Source organism: Fodinibius roseus (assembly GCF_900129315.1).
In the GTDB taxonomy this organism is placed as follows: Bacteria; Bacteroidota; Rhodothermia; order Balneolales; family Balneolaceae; genus Fodinibius; species Fodinibius roseus.
In genome coordinates this window covers 116,821-133,224 of sequence record NZ_FQUS01000009.1, presented here as the reverse complement: position 1 = coordinate 133,224, position 16,404 = coordinate 116,821, and the positions used below count along the sequence as shown (strand labels likewise).

The 16,404-nt window shown below is 44.5% G+C and carries 19 protein-coding genes; 4 read left to right on the top strand and 15 right to left on the bottom strand.

Features of this window, described 5'->3' with window-relative positions; all coding sequences use genetic code 11:
* Positions 1 to 7: 7 nt before the first annotated feature.
* The 11 genes from BUB16_RS10200 to BUB16_RS10150 form a co-directional block, all read right to left on the bottom strand.
* A complete protein-coding gene (locus tag BUB16_RS10200; protein WP_073063263.1) occupies positions 8 to 580 on the bottom strand; it encodes a hypothetical protein in 573 nt (190 codons plus the stop codon).
* Positions 581 to 641: 61 nt separating this feature from the next.
* Positions 642 to 839, bottom strand: a complete 198-nt coding sequence (locus BUB16_RS10195; protein WP_139240266.1) for a hypothetical protein — start codon at positions 837 to 839, stop codon at positions 642 to 644.
* Positions 840 to 1,043: 204 nt separating this feature from the next.
* The gene (locus BUB16_RS10190) at positions 1,044 to 2,381 is read right to left on the bottom strand and encodes a phage terminase large subunit (protein ID WP_073063257.1); all 1,338 of its coding nucleotides are present in this window, start codon (positions 2,379 to 2,381) and stop codon (positions 1,044 to 1,046) included.
* Positions 2,368 to 2,643, bottom strand: a complete 276-nt coding sequence (locus tag BUB16_RS10185) for a hypothetical protein (protein WP_139240264.1) — start codon at positions 2,641 to 2,643, stop codon at positions 2,368 to 2,370. Before BUB16_RS10185 ends, BUB16_RS10190 begins: the two co-directional genes overlap by 14 nt.
* A gap of 116 nt (positions 2,644 to 2,759) precedes the next feature.
* Positions 2,760 to 3,872 carry a phage major capsid protein gene (locus BUB16_RS10180; protein WP_073063250.1) on the bottom strand — a complete coding sequence of 371 codons (1,113 nt, stop codon included), beginning with the start codon at positions 3,870 to 3,872 and terminating at the stop codon, positions 2,760 to 2,762.
* 132 nt (positions 3,873 to 4,004) lie between these two features.
* Complete coding sequence (locus BUB16_RS10175; RefSeq protein ID WP_073063247.1) at positions 4,005 to 4,208, bottom strand: hypothetical protein; 204 nt, start codon at positions 4,206 to 4,208, stop codon at positions 4,005 to 4,007.
* Positions 4,209 to 4,338: 130 nt separating this feature from the next.
* A complete protein-coding gene (locus BUB16_RS10170; protein WP_073063245.1) occupies positions 4,339 to 5,136 on the bottom strand; it encodes a helix-turn-helix domain-containing protein in 798 nt (265 codons plus the stop codon).
* Positions 5,137 to 5,227: 91 nt separating this feature from the next.
* Positions 5,228 to 5,452, bottom strand: a complete 225-nt coding sequence (locus BUB16_RS10165; protein WP_073063242.1) for a helix-turn-helix domain-containing protein — start codon at positions 5,450 to 5,452, stop codon at positions 5,228 to 5,230.
* 126 nt (positions 5,453 to 5,578) lie between these two features.
* The gene (locus BUB16_RS10160) at positions 5,579 to 6,166 is read right to left on the bottom strand and encodes a hypothetical protein (protein ID WP_073063239.1); all 588 of its coding nucleotides are present in this window, start codon (positions 6,164 to 6,166) and stop codon (positions 5,579 to 5,581) included.
* A 4-nt stretch (positions 6,167 to 6,170) separates the two neighbouring features.
* Positions 6,171 to 7,199 (bottom strand): site-specific integrase, encoded by a 1,029-nt coding sequence (locus BUB16_RS10155; RefSeq protein ID WP_170864356.1) that lies wholly within the window; start codon positions 7,197 to 7,199, stop codon positions 6,171 to 6,173.
* Positions 7,200 to 7,201: 2 nt separating this feature from the next.
* Positions 7,202 to 7,432, bottom strand: a complete 231-nt coding sequence (locus BUB16_RS10150) for a hypothetical protein (RefSeq protein WP_073063233.1) — start codon at positions 7,430 to 7,432, stop codon at positions 7,202 to 7,204.
* 421 nt (positions 7,433 to 7,853) lie between these two features.
* Here BUB16_RS10150 and BUB16_RS10145 point away from each other — a divergent pair, with 421 nt between their 5' ends.
* The gene (locus BUB16_RS10145) at positions 7,854 to 8,597 is read left to right on the top strand and encodes an NYN domain-containing protein (protein ID WP_073063228.1); all 744 of its coding nucleotides are present in this window, start codon (positions 7,854 to 7,856) and stop codon (positions 8,595 to 8,597) included.
* Between the two features lie 181 nt (positions 8,598 to 8,778).
* Here BUB16_RS10145 and BUB16_RS10140 read toward each other — a convergent pair whose 3' ends face one another.
* Genes BUB16_RS10140 through BUB16_RS10130 form a run of 3 tightly spaced genes read right to left on the bottom strand, consistent with a single transcriptional unit; the run spans position 8,779 to position 13,018 of the window.
* A complete protein-coding gene (locus tag BUB16_RS10140) occupies positions 8,779 to 9,663 on the bottom strand; it encodes a cell division protein FtsX (RefSeq protein ID WP_073063226.1) in 885 nt (294 codons plus the stop codon).
* An 11-nt stretch (positions 9,664 to 9,674) separates the two neighbouring features.
* On the bottom strand, positions 9,675 to 11,735 hold the full coding sequence (locus tag BUB16_RS10135) for a putative porin (protein ID WP_073063223.1): 2,061 nt from the start codon (positions 11,733 to 11,735) through the stop codon (positions 9,675 to 9,677).
* Positions 11,732 to 13,018 carry a competence/damage-inducible protein A gene (locus BUB16_RS10130; RefSeq protein WP_073063220.1) on the bottom strand — a complete coding sequence of 429 codons (1,287 nt, stop codon included), beginning with the start codon at positions 13,016 to 13,018 and terminating at the stop codon, positions 11,732 to 11,734. The genes BUB16_RS10135 and BUB16_RS10130 overlap by 4 nt, the downstream gene beginning before the upstream one ends.
* 129 nt (positions 13,019 to 13,147) lie before the next feature.
* Between BUB16_RS10130 and BUB16_RS10125 the strand changes: the two genes are divergently transcribed.
* From BUB16_RS10125 to pyrE, 3 genes are all read left to right on the top strand, one after another.
* The gene (locus tag BUB16_RS10125) at positions 13,148 to 13,756 is read left to right on the top strand and encodes a CDP-alcohol phosphatidyltransferase family protein (protein ID WP_280173653.1); all 609 of its coding nucleotides are present in this window, start codon (positions 13,148 to 13,150) and stop codon (positions 13,754 to 13,756) included.
* Positions 13,725 to 14,192, top strand: coding sequence for a phosphatidylglycerophosphatase A family protein (locus BUB16_RS10120; protein WP_073063217.1), 468 nt, complete (start codon positions 13,725 to 13,727; stop codon positions 14,190 to 14,192). Before BUB16_RS10125 ends, BUB16_RS10120 begins: the two co-directional genes overlap by 32 nt.
* A gap of 77 nt (positions 14,193 to 14,269) precedes the next feature.
* Complete coding sequence (gene pyrE, locus BUB16_RS10115; RefSeq protein ID WP_073063214.1) at positions 14,270 to 14,911, top strand: orotate phosphoribosyltransferase; 642 nt, start codon at positions 14,270 to 14,272, stop codon at positions 14,909 to 14,911.
* A gap of 85 nt (positions 14,912 to 14,996) precedes the next feature.
* Here pyrE and yiaK read toward each other — a convergent pair whose 3' ends face one another.
* Complete coding sequence (yiaK, locus tag BUB16_RS10110; protein WP_073063210.1) at positions 14,997 to 16,004, bottom strand: 3-dehydro-L-gulonate 2-dehydrogenase; 1,008 nt, start codon at positions 16,002 to 16,004, stop codon at positions 14,997 to 14,999.
* Positions 16,005 to 16,404 lie beyond the last annotated feature (400 nt).

The window sequence follows — 16,404 nt, the reverse complement described above, 5'->3', positions numbered from 1 at the left end:
TGTAAGATTATTGACTTAGATCTTTCCAGTTTCCGTTCAGGTTCATTCCCTGAAATCGGTTGGCATCAGTATTAAAGATGATAGAGCCAGTAGGAACAGTTAGATTATCTCTCTCTGTATCTGTTAGCCGGGGAACTACAGGAGGCTTATTAAAGAAGGCCAGATTATCCTGCAATCCGATTATCTGATTACCATTCACTTTAAAACTATGAAGTCCAGAATTATATTCTAACAAATCAAAGTTTCCGGTTGTGTCATGTGCGGCTCCAATTTGAGCAACTACACTTCCCCCATTCTCCCAGGTTACAGACTTGCTGATATCAAGCGTATCATCGGGTACCTGGTAGGATAGACCGTCCTCATCTAATGAATAATCATTATTCGTATTTGTTATCTGTCCCGCAGCTCCCATTGAAAGCGTATCTGCTATTTGCAGGTTCCCCAGGTATCCATCTCCATTTTCAAACCATAAGCTGTCCCCTAAGCTGAAACGCTCCTGAACAGAATCCAGGTGAACCCCCGTACCTTTAAAAGTATTATTGTTATTGGTGCTCCACATCGTTTGCGCGTCAAAGTGCATAATATTCGTGTTTTTCAGTTAATGTGTATAAAAGTATGTATATCGGCTTTCATATTTGCCGTTAGCGGGGCGATCTCCCCTTTAGGCATGGTGTAGTATTACCCTGCTGGGCCTGCTTCAGCTGTGCTATCGTATTGGCTGCCCTGGCCTTGTTTTCGATAAGTCGGCCGGGGTCTCTGCCCTGCTTCCGGTACGTTGCGATCTTTTCATCCAAGTGGCCCATGTACTGGCGAAGCTCTTCTATCTGTGGTTCAAACATGACAATAGGGTTCGTTTTAGTGTGACATCCTGTCAATTTGTTACCGGAAACGTTACTCATAACTAAAAAACAGTCTTTAAAGTGTATAAGAGGATATTTCATGTTAATAATAACTTATGTTATATCTTATCTGTATATCTTTATAGTTTAACATTGAACAGTTTAACCTTGAATCATACTTGTATAATCAAAGCAATTACTTGGTTATCCTGCCATTGAAACACGTAATATCTTTTTCGTTTTAATGATGCCTGCTCTCATAGCGTTGGCATAGACAACGGCGTCCCCTTTATCCGGGGAGCGTCCCAGGCGTTTCTTAATGTCGGACTTACTTTCAACCTGGATCATCTTCTCCCCTACAATACTGTAACGGGGTGCTGTTAGGTCGCTTCGGAGTTCTTCATCATTGAAATCAATAACGATCTTCTTGTTCTTTACGTCCTCTCTGAACTGCCACCACATTTGACTGCGCAGGTTCTTAAAGCTGAAACTATCATATTGCTTTGTGGGTTTAGCTCCTGAAATAACTTCCGTGCAGGTCTTACCCTTTTCTTTCATGTTATCAAATACACCGGCTCCCAGTCCTACCGTATCAATACCGCAGTTTTTAGGTAGTATAGCCTCTGTAGCTATGAAGGCAAGCAGCCGGTTGGCTACCTCTGCATTATCCTTGTTATCGAAGGTTTTGAGCTTCTCTAAGTGGTTGCCGTTAAACTTAGCAAACGTTGTGGAGTCTGATCCGTACCGGGCAATGTCGGCCCCGCAATAGGCTGTTCCTTTCTGTATCTCTACCTCTTGGGTTCCCAGTAGGTCTGAATGGGAAAGTAAGGCGTCCGGATCATCGGCATACTCCCAATTACCATGTTTCAGGCGTTGCTTTTGTGCTTCGTTTATTAAGGCCCCCAGCTGCTGGTCAGTGCCTGGTTCTCTGTAGGGGTTATCATCATAGAGAGACTGTATAAAAGCGTAATCTTTGTGAAGGTTGTCCTTTTTCCAGGGCAGGTAAAAATTAAAGTATAGCCAGTTCTTTTCCGGGTTACAGGTAATGAGTATTTTTCCAGGGGTGAGGTCATATTCTTGGTTGCGGTGCTGCCCTACTCTTGTTTTTAGGATATCAAAGGCATCGTGTTCTATCTCTCCGGCCTCTTCTATCCATCCCCCGGTATATTCGGAACTACCAAAACGCTGAAATAAGGGATCGGAAGGTTTGTATTTAAGTTCTAATAGATCAATCCGAGATCCGTTCTCAAACTCAATGTAGTGATCCTGTTTATTGTAGCTGTAAACATCGGTAGGAATGTTGTATTCCCCGCACACTTTAAAGAACGTCATTAAGGTCGTATTGCGAAGACGTTTCAGCTCTTCACGGCCCACAAACCACCGTGTGTTAGGATGTTGCATACAAGAAAGGATAAGCCATACCCAGCCCAGCCAGGACTTACCACCGCGCGAACCGCCGCCAAAACAGACAAAGCGTTTTCTGCTTTCGGTTAGAAGCTCATAGGCATCATCTTGTTTAGGATGGAGTTTAATTTCCTTCATCACGTATCACCTTAAAACCGGCTAACATTTTGGTGTCCAGCTCAACCCGTTCTTTGGGCTTTCCGTACCTGTAGTGTAAATACAGGCGTATCGCTTGCACGTTTCCATCATTGACCTTATTAGCCAGCTGCTCCCATGCCTCATCAGGAGCAAGGGCTGCGTCAATCTTTTTTATCATCAACTCTTCATCAGCTTTGGGTGGTCTGCCAGCTCCCGGACGTGCACCGCCCCAGTTGCTTGATTTGTCTGGTTTATCACTCATAATAAAATTGTTTAAAACAGTATTAAAATCCCCCCGCTCAAACGTAAACACGGTAAACAAAAAGCGGGGGGTATTATTCCCTGCGAAGCGACTGCTATGCAGTGCCGGCAGGAAGATTAACTTACTCCACCTTGTGCAAATCGTCCATACACAAAGGCAAGTGGATTATGTATCGCTAATGCGATTCGCTGCTCTGCTCGTACAGTAACAAGGTTACGCTGGACGTTATCGGAATCCTGCTCAAAGAAGCGCACGTTTACACCTTCGCGGGACACATAGGTTGCGCCCTGGGTAAAGTCGCCTACTAAAAACTCCCCTTCGGCAACTGCTGTGGTTGGTGCACACCGGATACCGTCAACTCGTAAACGCTGGGTTCCGCTTCGGACACCGGCTGGGTGTAAATACTCACCTGATCCGCTTGTCTTTTCGGTAGCCATCTTCCAGTAATCGTTCTTATGCAGCAGAATAGTATCAGTGTTGTATTCTAACACTTCTGCTTGACGGGAAGCATCAGCCAGGCAATCATAGAATGAAGCAGTGTTTAAAACGGGACTCCATCCCGCAGCCTCGAGCGTCAATCCTGTAATCTGCGGACTTACCCCCGTACCATACAAGAGCTGAGTGTCTTCGTCCACAAGGATCCTTGAGGTCATTTTACGGCTCAAATATGAGGATAACACGCTCACATCATCCAACATTTGTTTTGGTACTGAAATGAAGCTGGCGCGGGTTTCTACCGAAGCGTTCTCTTGGGTAATTGTGAAATTATTTTCCCCCTTAACTTCTCCTTCGGTTTGGCCCTCTGTGCCGTCAGTGTATGCAGTCTCCTTAAGATAGGGGACTGAATTGCCGTTGGTTGAGGCCTGTGGCAGAAACATGGAAATATGCTCTGTTCTGTCGGGATCAAAATGCACACCCGGCAGCGTAGCACCTTCGCGGGCATCATCTGAAATCGAAGCCTTTACCTGCATATTCACCCTGCCGCCCGTACCATCTTTAAGTGCTCGGAGGTTATCGGCTTTGGTTGCCAGTTCCGTTTGGAGCTGATCTTTAAAAGAGATTTGGTTTCCACCAGTATTCAACCGGCCTGCTTTCGACTCGGCGGCATCAACGCGGTTTTTCAGCGTCTTAATCTCTTCTCTAAGCTCTTTCTGGGATTTGTTTACGTTCTGTTGTACTTCATCGAGGCCATTTTCTACGGCCTCAACTAATGGATCATCAGTATTCATAATAGTCTGTTCTTTAAATTCAAGTTATCGGTAGGCGGCTTGAACCTTTGAACAGACTGCTTAAAAGGCGGGTCTGTAGCATCAAGTGCGTTACCTAAATATAATAAAATCATGGGTTTAGTACAAGGCATTTCAGTTATTAATAAGTTCTTTAGCCTCTTCAATTAGCTCCTCTTGGGTCAGCTTCATGTCGGCTGTTTCTAATCTCCGGGCCACTTCATCCATAAAGCCAGAAAGGAGATCTTTCCGGTCGGCAGCTATCGCTTTCTTTGCCATTGTCAGCTCAACCCGTGATATAAATCCTTCGGTTTGGAGTTTCTCTAAAGTCTTAATCATGGTGTTATTTTTTTTGGTTAATGGTTAATTTCATAGGAGTTGCGTTGCTATCAGATACAGGGTTAAAATGATTAGCAAGTCCCAGTCGTTGCTGAATTGTGCCAATATCTTTTTAATCATAATCTTCGATTTACACTAAAGCATGGTATTCTGGCAATATCTCGTTCTGCTCTTTCTTGTATTGGCCGTAAATACTAGCAAAATTTTTCTTTAATGAGTCTGTAGACTTTATCTTGTCCATCCACCAGCCGTTATCATGCCTCTTTACAAAAGAGAATACGTCATTTAGCTTATGGGCGTCCAATGACTCGCTTTCGTCTATTAACTGCTGAAGGGGCTGAATCCATTCTTCAAGCGTTGCACCCTTAAGGGTATCAAGGTGTTCGTTAAAGTCTTTAATCTCCTGATAGATATGCAGGGTTACCATCTGTAATGGTTGTTCCTCTACATCAAAATCATCAAAAGAAAGGTTGGAGAGTTCTCTCTCTTCTATTTGACTCTCTTTATTATGACTCTCTTTACTATGGGACTTGAAGTTATCTTCATCCTTGTCATGAAGTTTTCTTCCGCCCTGTCCTGAAGTTTTCTTCATGTCTTGACCTGAAGCCTCTGAAACCTCTGAAGGCAGTTCCATCCATTTATGGGAATAGAAGTGATATTCGTTTGACTTGCCCAAACCACGCTGTTTTTTTGCAATTAGTTCATACTCAACAAGTTCGTTCAAATAGGTGCTGCATTGACGATCCGACACCCCAATTTCAGCAGCAAGCGTTGATATTTTGGGGTTGCAGTAGCCATTTTTCCCGGCAAATCGGGCTAATCTTGCATAAGCCAATTTAGCACCCTGGGATATTTCTGTACGTGGCATTAGCCATTCAGGAACAAATGAGCCGTTCCAAAGTTTGTAGGGATTTATTCTTTTATTCATAGTCGTCTCCGTTTATAGTGTGCATTTCAGGAGAACAACACGTATATTCAGGTGTCGTCTCCTGCCCTGCTGCTGAAACAGCGGGGCTTTTTTATTGCGTTATAAATCCTTCAGCTTCCGATTTCAGTTCGGCATTCGTTTTAACTCTCCCGGAACGGATATAACCATCAAGATCATCCTGATAGAAATACAGTCGTTTTCCATTGGGCTTGTAATGCGGAATCTTACCTGTACTGGTGAGCTTGTACAGGTGAGCCTTTGAAATGTCGAGATATTCGGCAGCGTTTTCGGCAGTGAGTGGTTTGTTTGAAGTCATTACTAACGAAGTTTGTTATTGTTTTGTCTTCAATAGTAATGTAACAGGTAGGCAAACTGAATGAATATTGAATAGTATTGAATCCTATTGAATCAAGGAGTCTCTCTTAATCTTTTGTGCGTAATGTTAATTTAATTCTTTTATTTTATCATCAAGATCTGTTTTCCATGTACTAAAAACATTGGGTCGAACCCCTATTTTTTCGGCTACTTGTTCCCCGTTCAGTTCTAACTTGGGATTATGATATAAACTAAGTGCATCAGCTATTTCTTGGTAACTGTGGCTATTATTATGTTTTGATTTTCTAAGTGCAATACTATGAATAAGTCTTTTTAAATCTTCAGAAATATTATTCTCGGATTCCTTCCCATTATCTCTTTGTACCTCGTTTAAATATTCTTCTTCAATAAATTCTATTAGTGCATCCGAGTTACGATAATATTTGTAACCAGGCTCTTTAATATTAGGACTACCCTTGTAAATTGCTTCTATTCCTTTCCTTGTGGCTTTTACCTGATTCAATAAATCTTGTATTCCCCTTGTTTTATCATCAGTTGCCCGTTTAATAAATTGACGCATAGCTAATCTTTTAGGTATTGTTGGGCTTAATAGCCAAATATCAGGATTGGCTGTCTCCTCTCGCTCTTTCCGAAATTCTTTAGCCCTTTTTGCTTGCTTCTGCATTTCTTGTAAAAGTTTTTCTTTATCAGTCATAATTCTAAAAGTTGATTTCAGGTAAACGGTTTACAGCGTCCTCTTTTTTCTGGTCAACGATCTTGGCATAAACTTCAGCGGTCTTTAGATCCACGCCTAACAGTTCGGCTACGGTGTAGATGTCGGCTCCATTAGAAAGCAGCTGTGTCGCGAACGTGTGACGGCTCACATGGAAACTAATCTCTTTATCCAGGTTGGCGCGTTTCCCCCATTTGTTGACTACCTTCCAAACATTGCCACGCCGCTGAATATTAAAAACATACTCATTAGGGTTTCCCCTCTCTCCCATCAGCTCCTTAGCCTGCCTGTTAAGGGGAACATGATTCACTTTCGTTGTTTTTTTCTGGGGAAAGGAGATTTTATCATCCTTCACGTCCCCCCACTGAATCCGCTTCACATCTGATATCCGCAGGCCGGTATTACAGGCAAAAAAGAACGCTTCTTTTACCCGCTTCTTACATGGGGTATTCCAGAGCTTCTTTAGTTCATCAGTAGTTAGAAAGTTTCTAAGTGTATCCTCTGATCCAATGTTATCAACTCCTTTAATCGGGTTATGAGATATGATGTCGCGCTTAATAGCGGAATTAATCGCAGCTTTAAATATGGTAAAATAATTATGGGCGGTGTTCTTCTTTTTAGAATCTTCAACAAGAAAGTCCCGGAATCCCCAAACCCATCGCTTCGTGATCTGCTTAAATTGCAAGGTCTCCCTGCCGTGATACTCTTTAATCTTTTTCATCACGGCTTCATGGTTGCGGATTCCTTTCTCTTTATTCTTATCGACAATCTTCTGAAAGAACTGGTAAAAGGACGCCTCTTTGTTATCTGTTTTCAGGCCGTAGGTTTGGTTCTGAATTTGCTCCAACCGTCTCCCCCGGATAATCTCAGCCTTGCGCCGCTTCTCTTTGTCCTTTTCGTCTCCGGTGAGATATATTTTCAGAAACTCATAAGAACGCTCACCATTATGATGAATATCCAAATAAAGGGATTTCTTACCGCTTGATAACTTTTTTTCGCGAATCTTAATACCCATAATTAGTCCCCCCCAAACCATTCAGTGATATCGTCAGTATCACCGGAATTAAGTTTCTTTTGAACTTCTGTTAGCTTGGTGTCTAATACTTTAGTAATCTTATTGAGTTCTTCTATCGTAATTCTCTCTTTGTCATATAAATCCCAAGTCTCATTGTCAATATTTAGAGACTGTTTCATCGTTTTAGCTTTTTTCGCTCTTTCTAAAAGGTCGTTGAATATTTTATTAGTCATAACAACATAGTTAATTATAAAGTTAATTGTCGTTACTGAGTAACGTTTCTACCATAAGTAACGGAAAATAACGATAAATATCAACAACTAAATCGGCATTTAAATACTTTTAAGGGCATTTTAGGGGTGTAAAGGTAGGTTGATTGTTAACTCAATATTAAGGATGTGATTATTATGCGGACAATAATGTGGCAAAATATGCCAATAACGCTTCTCAACCGGTCTTATATAATTTTGACGAACTTTTGGCTGAGAATGTAGACATTTTCTTGTACATTATCCCACAGGATATAGAAACGTCCGCCTATTAACATTAACCTGAGTTTGAGTTAAAGGATTATACTGATAAGCATAGCAGGAACGTATTACTTTACAGAGCTTTGTTTCATATATCTAACTCACCTTTATTTACTTCCAATACATGGATGCAGATACAAACACGAAATTAGCCGTACTTATTGATGCCGATAATGCTCAGCCGTCCATTATCGAAGGACTCCTCGCGGAGATCGCAAAATACGGTACTGCTAATGTCAAGCGTATTTATGGAGACTGGACCTCCAACAGGCTCAGAGGCTGGAAAGAGCACTTGTTACAGTACTCTATACAGCCTATTCAGCAGTTTGGTTATACCAGTGGTAAAAATGCCACTGACAGTGCCATGATCATCGATGCCATGGACCTGCTTTATACCGATCGATTTGATGGTTTTTGTATTGTCTCGAGCGATAGCGACTTTACCAAATTAGCGGCACGCATTCGTGAATCGGGACTGACGGTCTACGGATTTGGCGAACAGAAGACGCCAGATCCTTTTGTCGCCGCCTGCGACAAGTTTATTTATACCGAAGTGTTGCGCAGTGAGGAGGAACCGGATACGGAGTCTTCTTTCCGACGCATGTCGACCAATGAGCTCAAACAGGATACCAAGCTTGTAAACCTGGTACGCAACGCCATTGAGGTCTCGTCTGACGAAAGCGGCTGGGCTCACTTGGGACAAGTGGGCAGTTATATTGCCAAGCAGTCACCGGAATTTGATCCGCGCAATTACGGCTACCGCAAACTGGGCGAACTGGTAGAGGCCATTCAACTTTTTGAAATTGAGGAACGTTCAACGGGACAGGGTCATGCTGCCGCTGTTTATGTAAAAGACAAACGAAAATAGCCTGAATACCAGCATAAGTTGGATTTCAACTGTTTATTTCACTGTCGGCTGAAATCCTCACATATGAGTTAAATGCTGCGAGGGCAACCTTCCCGGGGCCTTGATGTTGACTAAAATCCCCGGTTTCCAAAGGCTTCTTATTGAGGATTTCCTAATCAATCCACGGCTGACGGTAATCATACTATTCAGAAATGGAGGTCTGTTTTATAAATTTACGGGCGGCCCACTGGCTTCCCCAGTATCCCATAAAAATGGATAACAGCACCATCGCCCCGCTCAGGTAATACCAACGACCGAAAGGCCACGACAAAACGCCAAACTGGGGAATATATTCGGGGAGTATAAAACGAAAGACCACAAACATAACGCTTACGGCCAATATTCCGGCAATGAAACCTTGAATGATACCTTCCACTACAAAGGGCCGGCGAATAAATCCGTTTGTTGCCCCCACTAATTTCATCGCTTTGATAAGATCGCGCTTGGCATAGATGGTAAGCCGGATGGTGTTGAAAACCAGAATAAGTGAAGCTAATAAAATAAGGATACCCAGTCCCCCACCCGCTATGGCTACCGTACGAAAACGCTGCTCCATCATCTGCAGCAGTTGCTGATTGAATCGCACCTCATCCACATTTTCATGATTCTCTATTTCAGTCACAAGACTGTCAACCCGGTTTATGGCGGTATTTGATGCAACCACCAGCCGGAATGAGGCCGGTAAAAAATTAAGATCGGCCATTGAAGCGGCTCCCGTACCGAATTCTTCTTTAAAAATGGCCGCGGCGCTGTCCTGAGATATATAGGTTACCTCCTGTATGATCTCCTGTTCTTCCAGGTTTTGCCTCAAATCCTGCAGCGAATTCTCGTCCTGATCATTGAGAAAAACTTCTATGTCGATGGACTGTTTGAGTGATTGTGCAACCTCATAAGCGTTGTAAGAGACCCGCGCAAGGACGCCCAGAAGCAGGATGGCAACAAACAGGGAAAAAATAGCGGTAAAGGAAGCCAGTCGTGCGCGTCTGAAACCGGCTATACCTTCTTTTATCACATATCCTAAGCTCATAAATATTTTTTTTAGTTCCTAAATAAGGCGCGAACTCCAAACAGGAATTTTCGTTGCGACATGGGGTATCCAGCCGTCTCAAAGTAGCCCAGCTGACTTACATCATCAAGTATATTTTGCCAGCGCATGACGAAAACGATTGATCGAACACGCGCGGAGATATCAAGATCCAGGCGATTAAATGCCGGCAAAGCCTGATCACTGCTTACCGGCTGCCAGTAATCCAGCTCCGGATTATAATGATCCGCCTGATACCGAAAGGGAGCAATCATGCCGGAAAGTCCCGCTTTTACGTAGGTCGCTCGTCCAAACATATAGCCCTTCCAGTAGGCCCCTCCTTTCAGCCATATGCGTTCCTCGGCGGACATAGGGATGGGGTTGTTGGGCTCAACCGTACTGTTTGTAAATCGGTGGAACGTGGCGGAACCATCCAGCTCGAAATGGGTGGCATCCCAGTCAAAAAAGAACGCAGCCGACTGGGAAGCGTAGCTGTCCTTGTTTGCATACGATCTGTTCGCACCCAAAATCATGTTGCTGTTATAGCCGTTCAGGTTCGTCAGTATATCAATTTCCTCAACCATCAAACCGTTGTTAATATCTTTGTGCTGAAGGCGGATGCCGACGCGGGAATTTGAGGTAATATCATAGGTTAACCTGGCCCGGGCTTCCTGCATCTCTTCATTCAAAAGGTTTGGATCTCCGGCAAAATTTTCGGATCGCCAGTACAGCTGCTGGGGAGTGGGCATCAGTGAGCCGACAGACAAGCCTGGCGAAAGGCTCAGCTTACCTGCCCTGAAGTCCGCAGCAGCATTTAATCGATAGGATCGAAATCCGTCACTTCGCGACCGGACGGTCCCCCCTCCTCTTACGCTCAAAAAGGATGCGAGGTGAACCTTTGCCTTGCCTTCAACTTCCAGAAGTCCCCAGTTACCGGTAGCTAATACATGATTGGCTTGTTCTTTGTTTAAAAAATATTCGTAATTGATGCCTCCTTCCAATTCCGCTATTCCCTTAGTCCACCATTTACGGGCGGATAAGCCGACAGAGCCGATATTATAGGTAGTGGAGTCGGCCGAATACTGTACCGCTCGCTGTGTGCTTCTACGATACAGGCTGGCATGCAGGTTATCAGACTCCGACTTCCGCTGACGTGTTGAATCCGGACTTCGCCGGTAGAAGTTTAGCGCAAGCAGGTTGTTAATTTCAGTTGAATTTCCGTTTGATTCGTTGGCCTGCGTATCATACCGATCAAAATTAAACCTTAACATGTCCGAAAGGGAATAGCCGAAAGGACGGCCAATATCCATCTTGTTGTTGACATAATTAAGCTTCAGATAATGCCGGTTGTCAAGATGGTGGCTGGCTTTGGCAAAAATTTGACGGCCTATGACTTCAGAATTGTTGTATTCCCCCCCCTCCCTTCGGTCCCAATACCGGAGTTCTATATTCGTTTTTTGGGATAAATTGTGACTGACTTCAAACTCCAGATTACGGCTCGAAAACTTGCTTTCACTGTAAATAAGTCTCGAAAGAGGTTCATTCAGATAATACTGTCTCAGGTAATAGGTCGAACGGTAATGGGTCCCCCGTTCTTCTCCGTAGAAGTCACTTATTTTATGCTGAGGGATAAGCGACCAGTTGAGCATGCCTGAAACAGGGTCATTGAGGGGAATGCCCTCCCAATACAGTTCCTGGTGACGCGGTTCATGGGCATACCGCTGCACGGCATTCGACCGGATACTGGTCCCCATCCGGTAGCTGACAACCCCTGGCTTCCGGTTAAGTTTGTAGGTCCAGTCCGGCCATATCTTCCATCGTAACGTGCTGTCGGTTGCGGTAACCTCTGCTCCCAGCGGAGCGTGAAACTCCCACGGAACTACTTTAATCAGCGGCTTTTGATCTTCCTGACTAAGCGTATCGGCTGCTCCGGATGCTTCTGTAAAGGTAACCGGTTTAAGAATAGTCGTATCCACCGTTACTGAATCTATTGACGTATGATCAACCTGTGCCCAGGCACCCGGAGAAACGACCCACAGAAGAATAAAAACATATGTCAGAAAAGATAATTTCAAGCTGGCTGTTTTTTAAGTCCATAAGGCATTTCTTCGATATTTGAAGTCACCCGGCGTGTCATTTCCATAACAACGGCTGTCGTTCGCTTTTTGTTTGCCAACCGATCTTTGGTAAACTGTGCCCGGAGCGCAAAATGCTGATCTTTATTCCAAAAACCTATCCATACCAACCCAACCGGTTTCGCTTTTGTTCCGCCCCCCGGCCCGGCTATACCCGTCGTTGAAACACCGATATCAGTACCCAGCCTTCGGGCTATGCCACGGGCCATCTGTAATGCCACCTGCTTGCTGACGGCGCCGACCTCTTTCAGGACATCTTCATTCACCTCCAACTGTGCTATTTTTACTTCATTGTCATAAGCGATGACGCCCCCCTTCACATACCGGCTGCTACCCGGAATGTCCGTCAGTGCATCGGCGACAGAGCCGCCCGTACAGCTCTCAGCAACGGCAATGGTCAATTGCTCTTGAAGAAGCACCGTTCCGACCGCTTCAGCAAGCCGGAGATCCTTCCCTTCGCCCACAATATAGGCTCCCGCCTTTTCCCGGATATGCCCGATCAATGGTTGTAGTCGCTCTTCCAGTGCGCTTTCTGAGGGCGCGCGGCCGCGGATCCGGATTCGCGTGCCCTCGGGACCTGGCAGGTATGCTACACTGACACCGGTATTCAAATAAGAATCCAGCTCGCCGATGACCTCATCACTGAGCGTACTTTCTCCGATGCCGGAAGTGAGCAGATAATAGGACCTTCGAACTTCAGTACCTAACAGCGTTTTCCTGAGTCTTGGCAATATGTATGTATTGACCAGATGCTTCATCTCATACGGCACGCCGGGTAGCACAGCAAGCACCTTCCCGTCCCGTTCAAACCACAGACCCGGGGCTGTCCCCTGCGTATTGAGCAATACCTCACAGTCAGCCGGAACTTCGGCCTGGCGATAGTTCGATTCACTGAACGGGATATTACGTTTCGCGAAAATCTTTTTAATAAAAGAAAGCGTCTCTTCGTGCACAATCAGTTCAGAATCAAAAAGCTCAGCGACGGCCTGTTTCGTAACATCGTCATGGGTGGGGCCCAGTCCCCCGGTAGTAATCACAATACTATCGGACGCCAGGGCCTCTCGGGTGACTTCCTTTATAACCGGAAGTTCATCTTTGATAGTGTCTATACGGCTGACTTCTATACCGGCTTCTGTGAATGTCTGCGCCATCCAGCTTGCGTTGGTGTTCACGGTATCGCCTATAAGCAACTCGTCACCTATACTTATAATCCTGCACTGCATACTGTTATTCAAATTCGTATTTTAGGTAAAATTGAATTCCAAAATATCAATCTTTGGTAGCTTTTCGAAGCATTTTATAAATGCTTTATGTTCATGGCAATGACTACTAACGACTGCAGTTGAATATACGTGCATCGACTTCCAAATATATTAAGTACTATTCGGATTATTCTGGCCCCCATTTTTCTTGTGTTGTATGTGCAGGATGAGGTGGTATGGCGCGCACTCAGTGTTGGCATTTTTGCTGTTGCTGTAGTGACGGATTTTTTCGACGGTTATATCGCACGCTTGTATGAAGCTCAGACTTCATATGGTGTTTTTCTGGATCCGCTGGCTGATAAATTTTTAACTTTTGCAGGTTTTATCTGTTTACCCTTTATTGATGCCACACAGTTTCCCTGGTGGGCCATAGCCATCATTGTTCTCCGTGATGTGGTTGTCACGACTATGCGGATCGTGGCCGACTGGCGTGACATCAAAATGAATACACGCCTGACTGCCAAAATAAAGACTATGAGCCAGATGATTTTTCTTTATCTTGTGCTCTTGGTCGGTGTTTTTGTTTCAACGGATGTCTGGCTTAGCAGCTACTGCGTCCAATTGCTGCAATCGGGTGTCCTGGGATGGGGTATGATGGTCATTGTGGTGCTTACTTTGTATTCCGGAATTGAATATATTTACGTAAATAAAAATATTTTTACCAAATATGATACAAAAAATAAAACCGATATTAGGTAGTTTTTTCTATGCTGGATTCTTACCAAATGCACCGGGAACCTGGGGTAGTTTTTTTGCTCTCTTCCCAATTTACTTTGTAGGCGTCTATGCTCCCTGGTATGGGATGGCGCTCCTTGCGCTGCTTTGTTCATTGATTACCATCTGGGTATCCGAAGAGTGTGAGCGCGTATGGGGAGGCGACCCCTCTCCCCTGGTTATGGATGAATTTGCCGGTCAAAGCATGGCTTTCATCGCCATCCCTTTTTCGGGAGTTATCAGTTACGATATCATGCTACTGGTAACCGGTTTTTTTATTTTCCGCTTTTTTGATATAAAAAAACCTTTGGGCGTTGATGAACTGCAACAACTGCCGGGCGGACTGGGAATATTGATAGACGACCTGCTCGCAGGTTTTTATGCCTTTTTATGCTTAAAAATCATTTTATTTTTAATATAATAACAGTATTGTACTAACATTACCATCATATACAGCCGTTAGTGTATTCCTACAGGCTGTAGTTAATCACTTTTCGTATGATTATTGATTCACCATTTTCAGAAGAAATAGCACTTGACCTGCTCAGGATAAACGCCGTCATTCTTCGACCGAATGATCCTTTTACGTGGGCCTCCGGTTGGAATTCGCCTATTTATTGCGACAATCGGCTTACTATGCGGTACCCCAAAATCCGCAAAAAAATTGCAAAGAGATTTGTTTCGTTTATCAATAAAGAACACGCCGACATCGATGTGATTACGGGCACGGCCACCGCCGGCATTCCCCACGCAGCCTGGGTTGCCGAAAACATTAACAAGCCGATGTCATACGTTCGTGCTAAAGCAAAAGCATACGGATTGGGTAATCAAATTGAGGGAGGCATTCAAAAGGGAGAATCCACGGTTATTATTGAAGATCTTATTTCAACGGGCGGTTCGGCCATCTCAGTGGTTGAAGCCCTTAAATTTATCGGCGCGGACGTTCGGGCTGTGCTAAGTATATTTACCTACGGATTTGACAAGGCCATCCAGCGATTTGAAGACGCGGATATTCCCATATATACCCTAACGGATTACGCCACACTTATCAGGGTGGCCAGTAACAACGGCTATGTAAGTGAGCAAGATTTGCAGACGCTTGCCGAGTGGCGTGAGCAGCCGGAAACCTGGCCGAATTAATTGCTGTATACTTGAGGATGTTGAAATCGCTAATATGTAGAGCCCGGGCATAACAACGGTTTTGTAATGGCCTCTATTAACCAACTTACCTGGATAACTCAGTAATCGCCTCCCACACCTCTTCACTGACCCTGATGCCATTTTTGAGGTGATCCCTGCGAGTAGCCATTGTTTGTTCTCCGGGATAGTACGTTCTTCGACCCTGTTCCATCGGGGACACATTATGTACGTTATTAATAATTTCATTCAGTAAATTATCTTTTAATGTACCGTCCGAAAACTGGTCCGGGTCAATACAGATAAAAACCTGGGAAAGGCCTGTTTCATACTCCTCCTCCCCGATTTGAGCGGTGTGCCTTCCATTCGAAAGAAATGCCGCCAGCATATCGAGGACCATTGACAAGGCGGAACCCTTCCAATAGCCTATGGGCAACCCCCGCTGTTTGTCAAGGATTTTTCCAGGGTCTTTCGACAGGTTTCCCTCTTCATCCCAGCCCCCGTAGAATGGCAGCTGCTCATCGTTAAGTTTATAGGTATTGATTTTCCCGAATGAGAATTGCGACATGGACATGTCAAGTACTACATGTCCCTCCTCACGGGGAATGGCAATAACAAAGGGGTTATTACCTATTCTGCTTTCTTTCCCTCCCCAGGGAGGCATATTGGGTTGAGTATTCGTAAAGCAGAGTGCTATCATTCCCCTGTCAGCTGCCTGCCACCCATAGGTGCCTCCACGCATCCAGTGATTGGTGTTACGCAGGGCAACACAGCCCATGGTATGCTTTCGGGCAAGTTCGACCGCACGATCCATGCACTGATGAGCATTCGTAACACCCGGTCCCAGCCGGCCGTCCCACTGTTCGAGCGTTCCGAAAGAAGCAACTCGTTGGGGATCAGCCGTTATGTCAATTAACCCCCGTTCTATGTATTCTATAAACAGGGGAAACCGGTTCAGTCCATGTGAATAAACACCATCACAGCTGGACTGGGTATGTGTCTTGGCAATAAGTCGAGCTTTTTCATCGGCAAAACTATATTTCCGTAAAATGACAGCCAGCACTTCTTCTATTTCCCTGAATGGTAATTTTAACATCCTTTGTGAGATTTAATTTAGAACTATAACCTGCTGTTACTGATACGGATTAAAATGATGATACCAGAGTGCAGATCGACTAACAAAACGGGGGACAGCATACCAGCGGGGAGTTGATTGCTGTCCGTATTCTTTTGCTGCCATGTATTCAGATTCCGCGGCCTAAAAATTTTACCGCCCCTTCTATTATTTACACCTGATTATACGTCTTGAGAAAGGTATGGATATTAATGATGAGATTCATCAGAAGAAATATCTGATATAGCGATGCTATGAGCAGCATACAATATCGATCTTCGTTACTTGCTGCTTGTTGAGAGTAATGAGTTGTTAGGGTTTTGATGGTAGAAAGCCGCTATTTATTATAAAACCCACACCGGTTTTCACGCCGGTGCGGGTA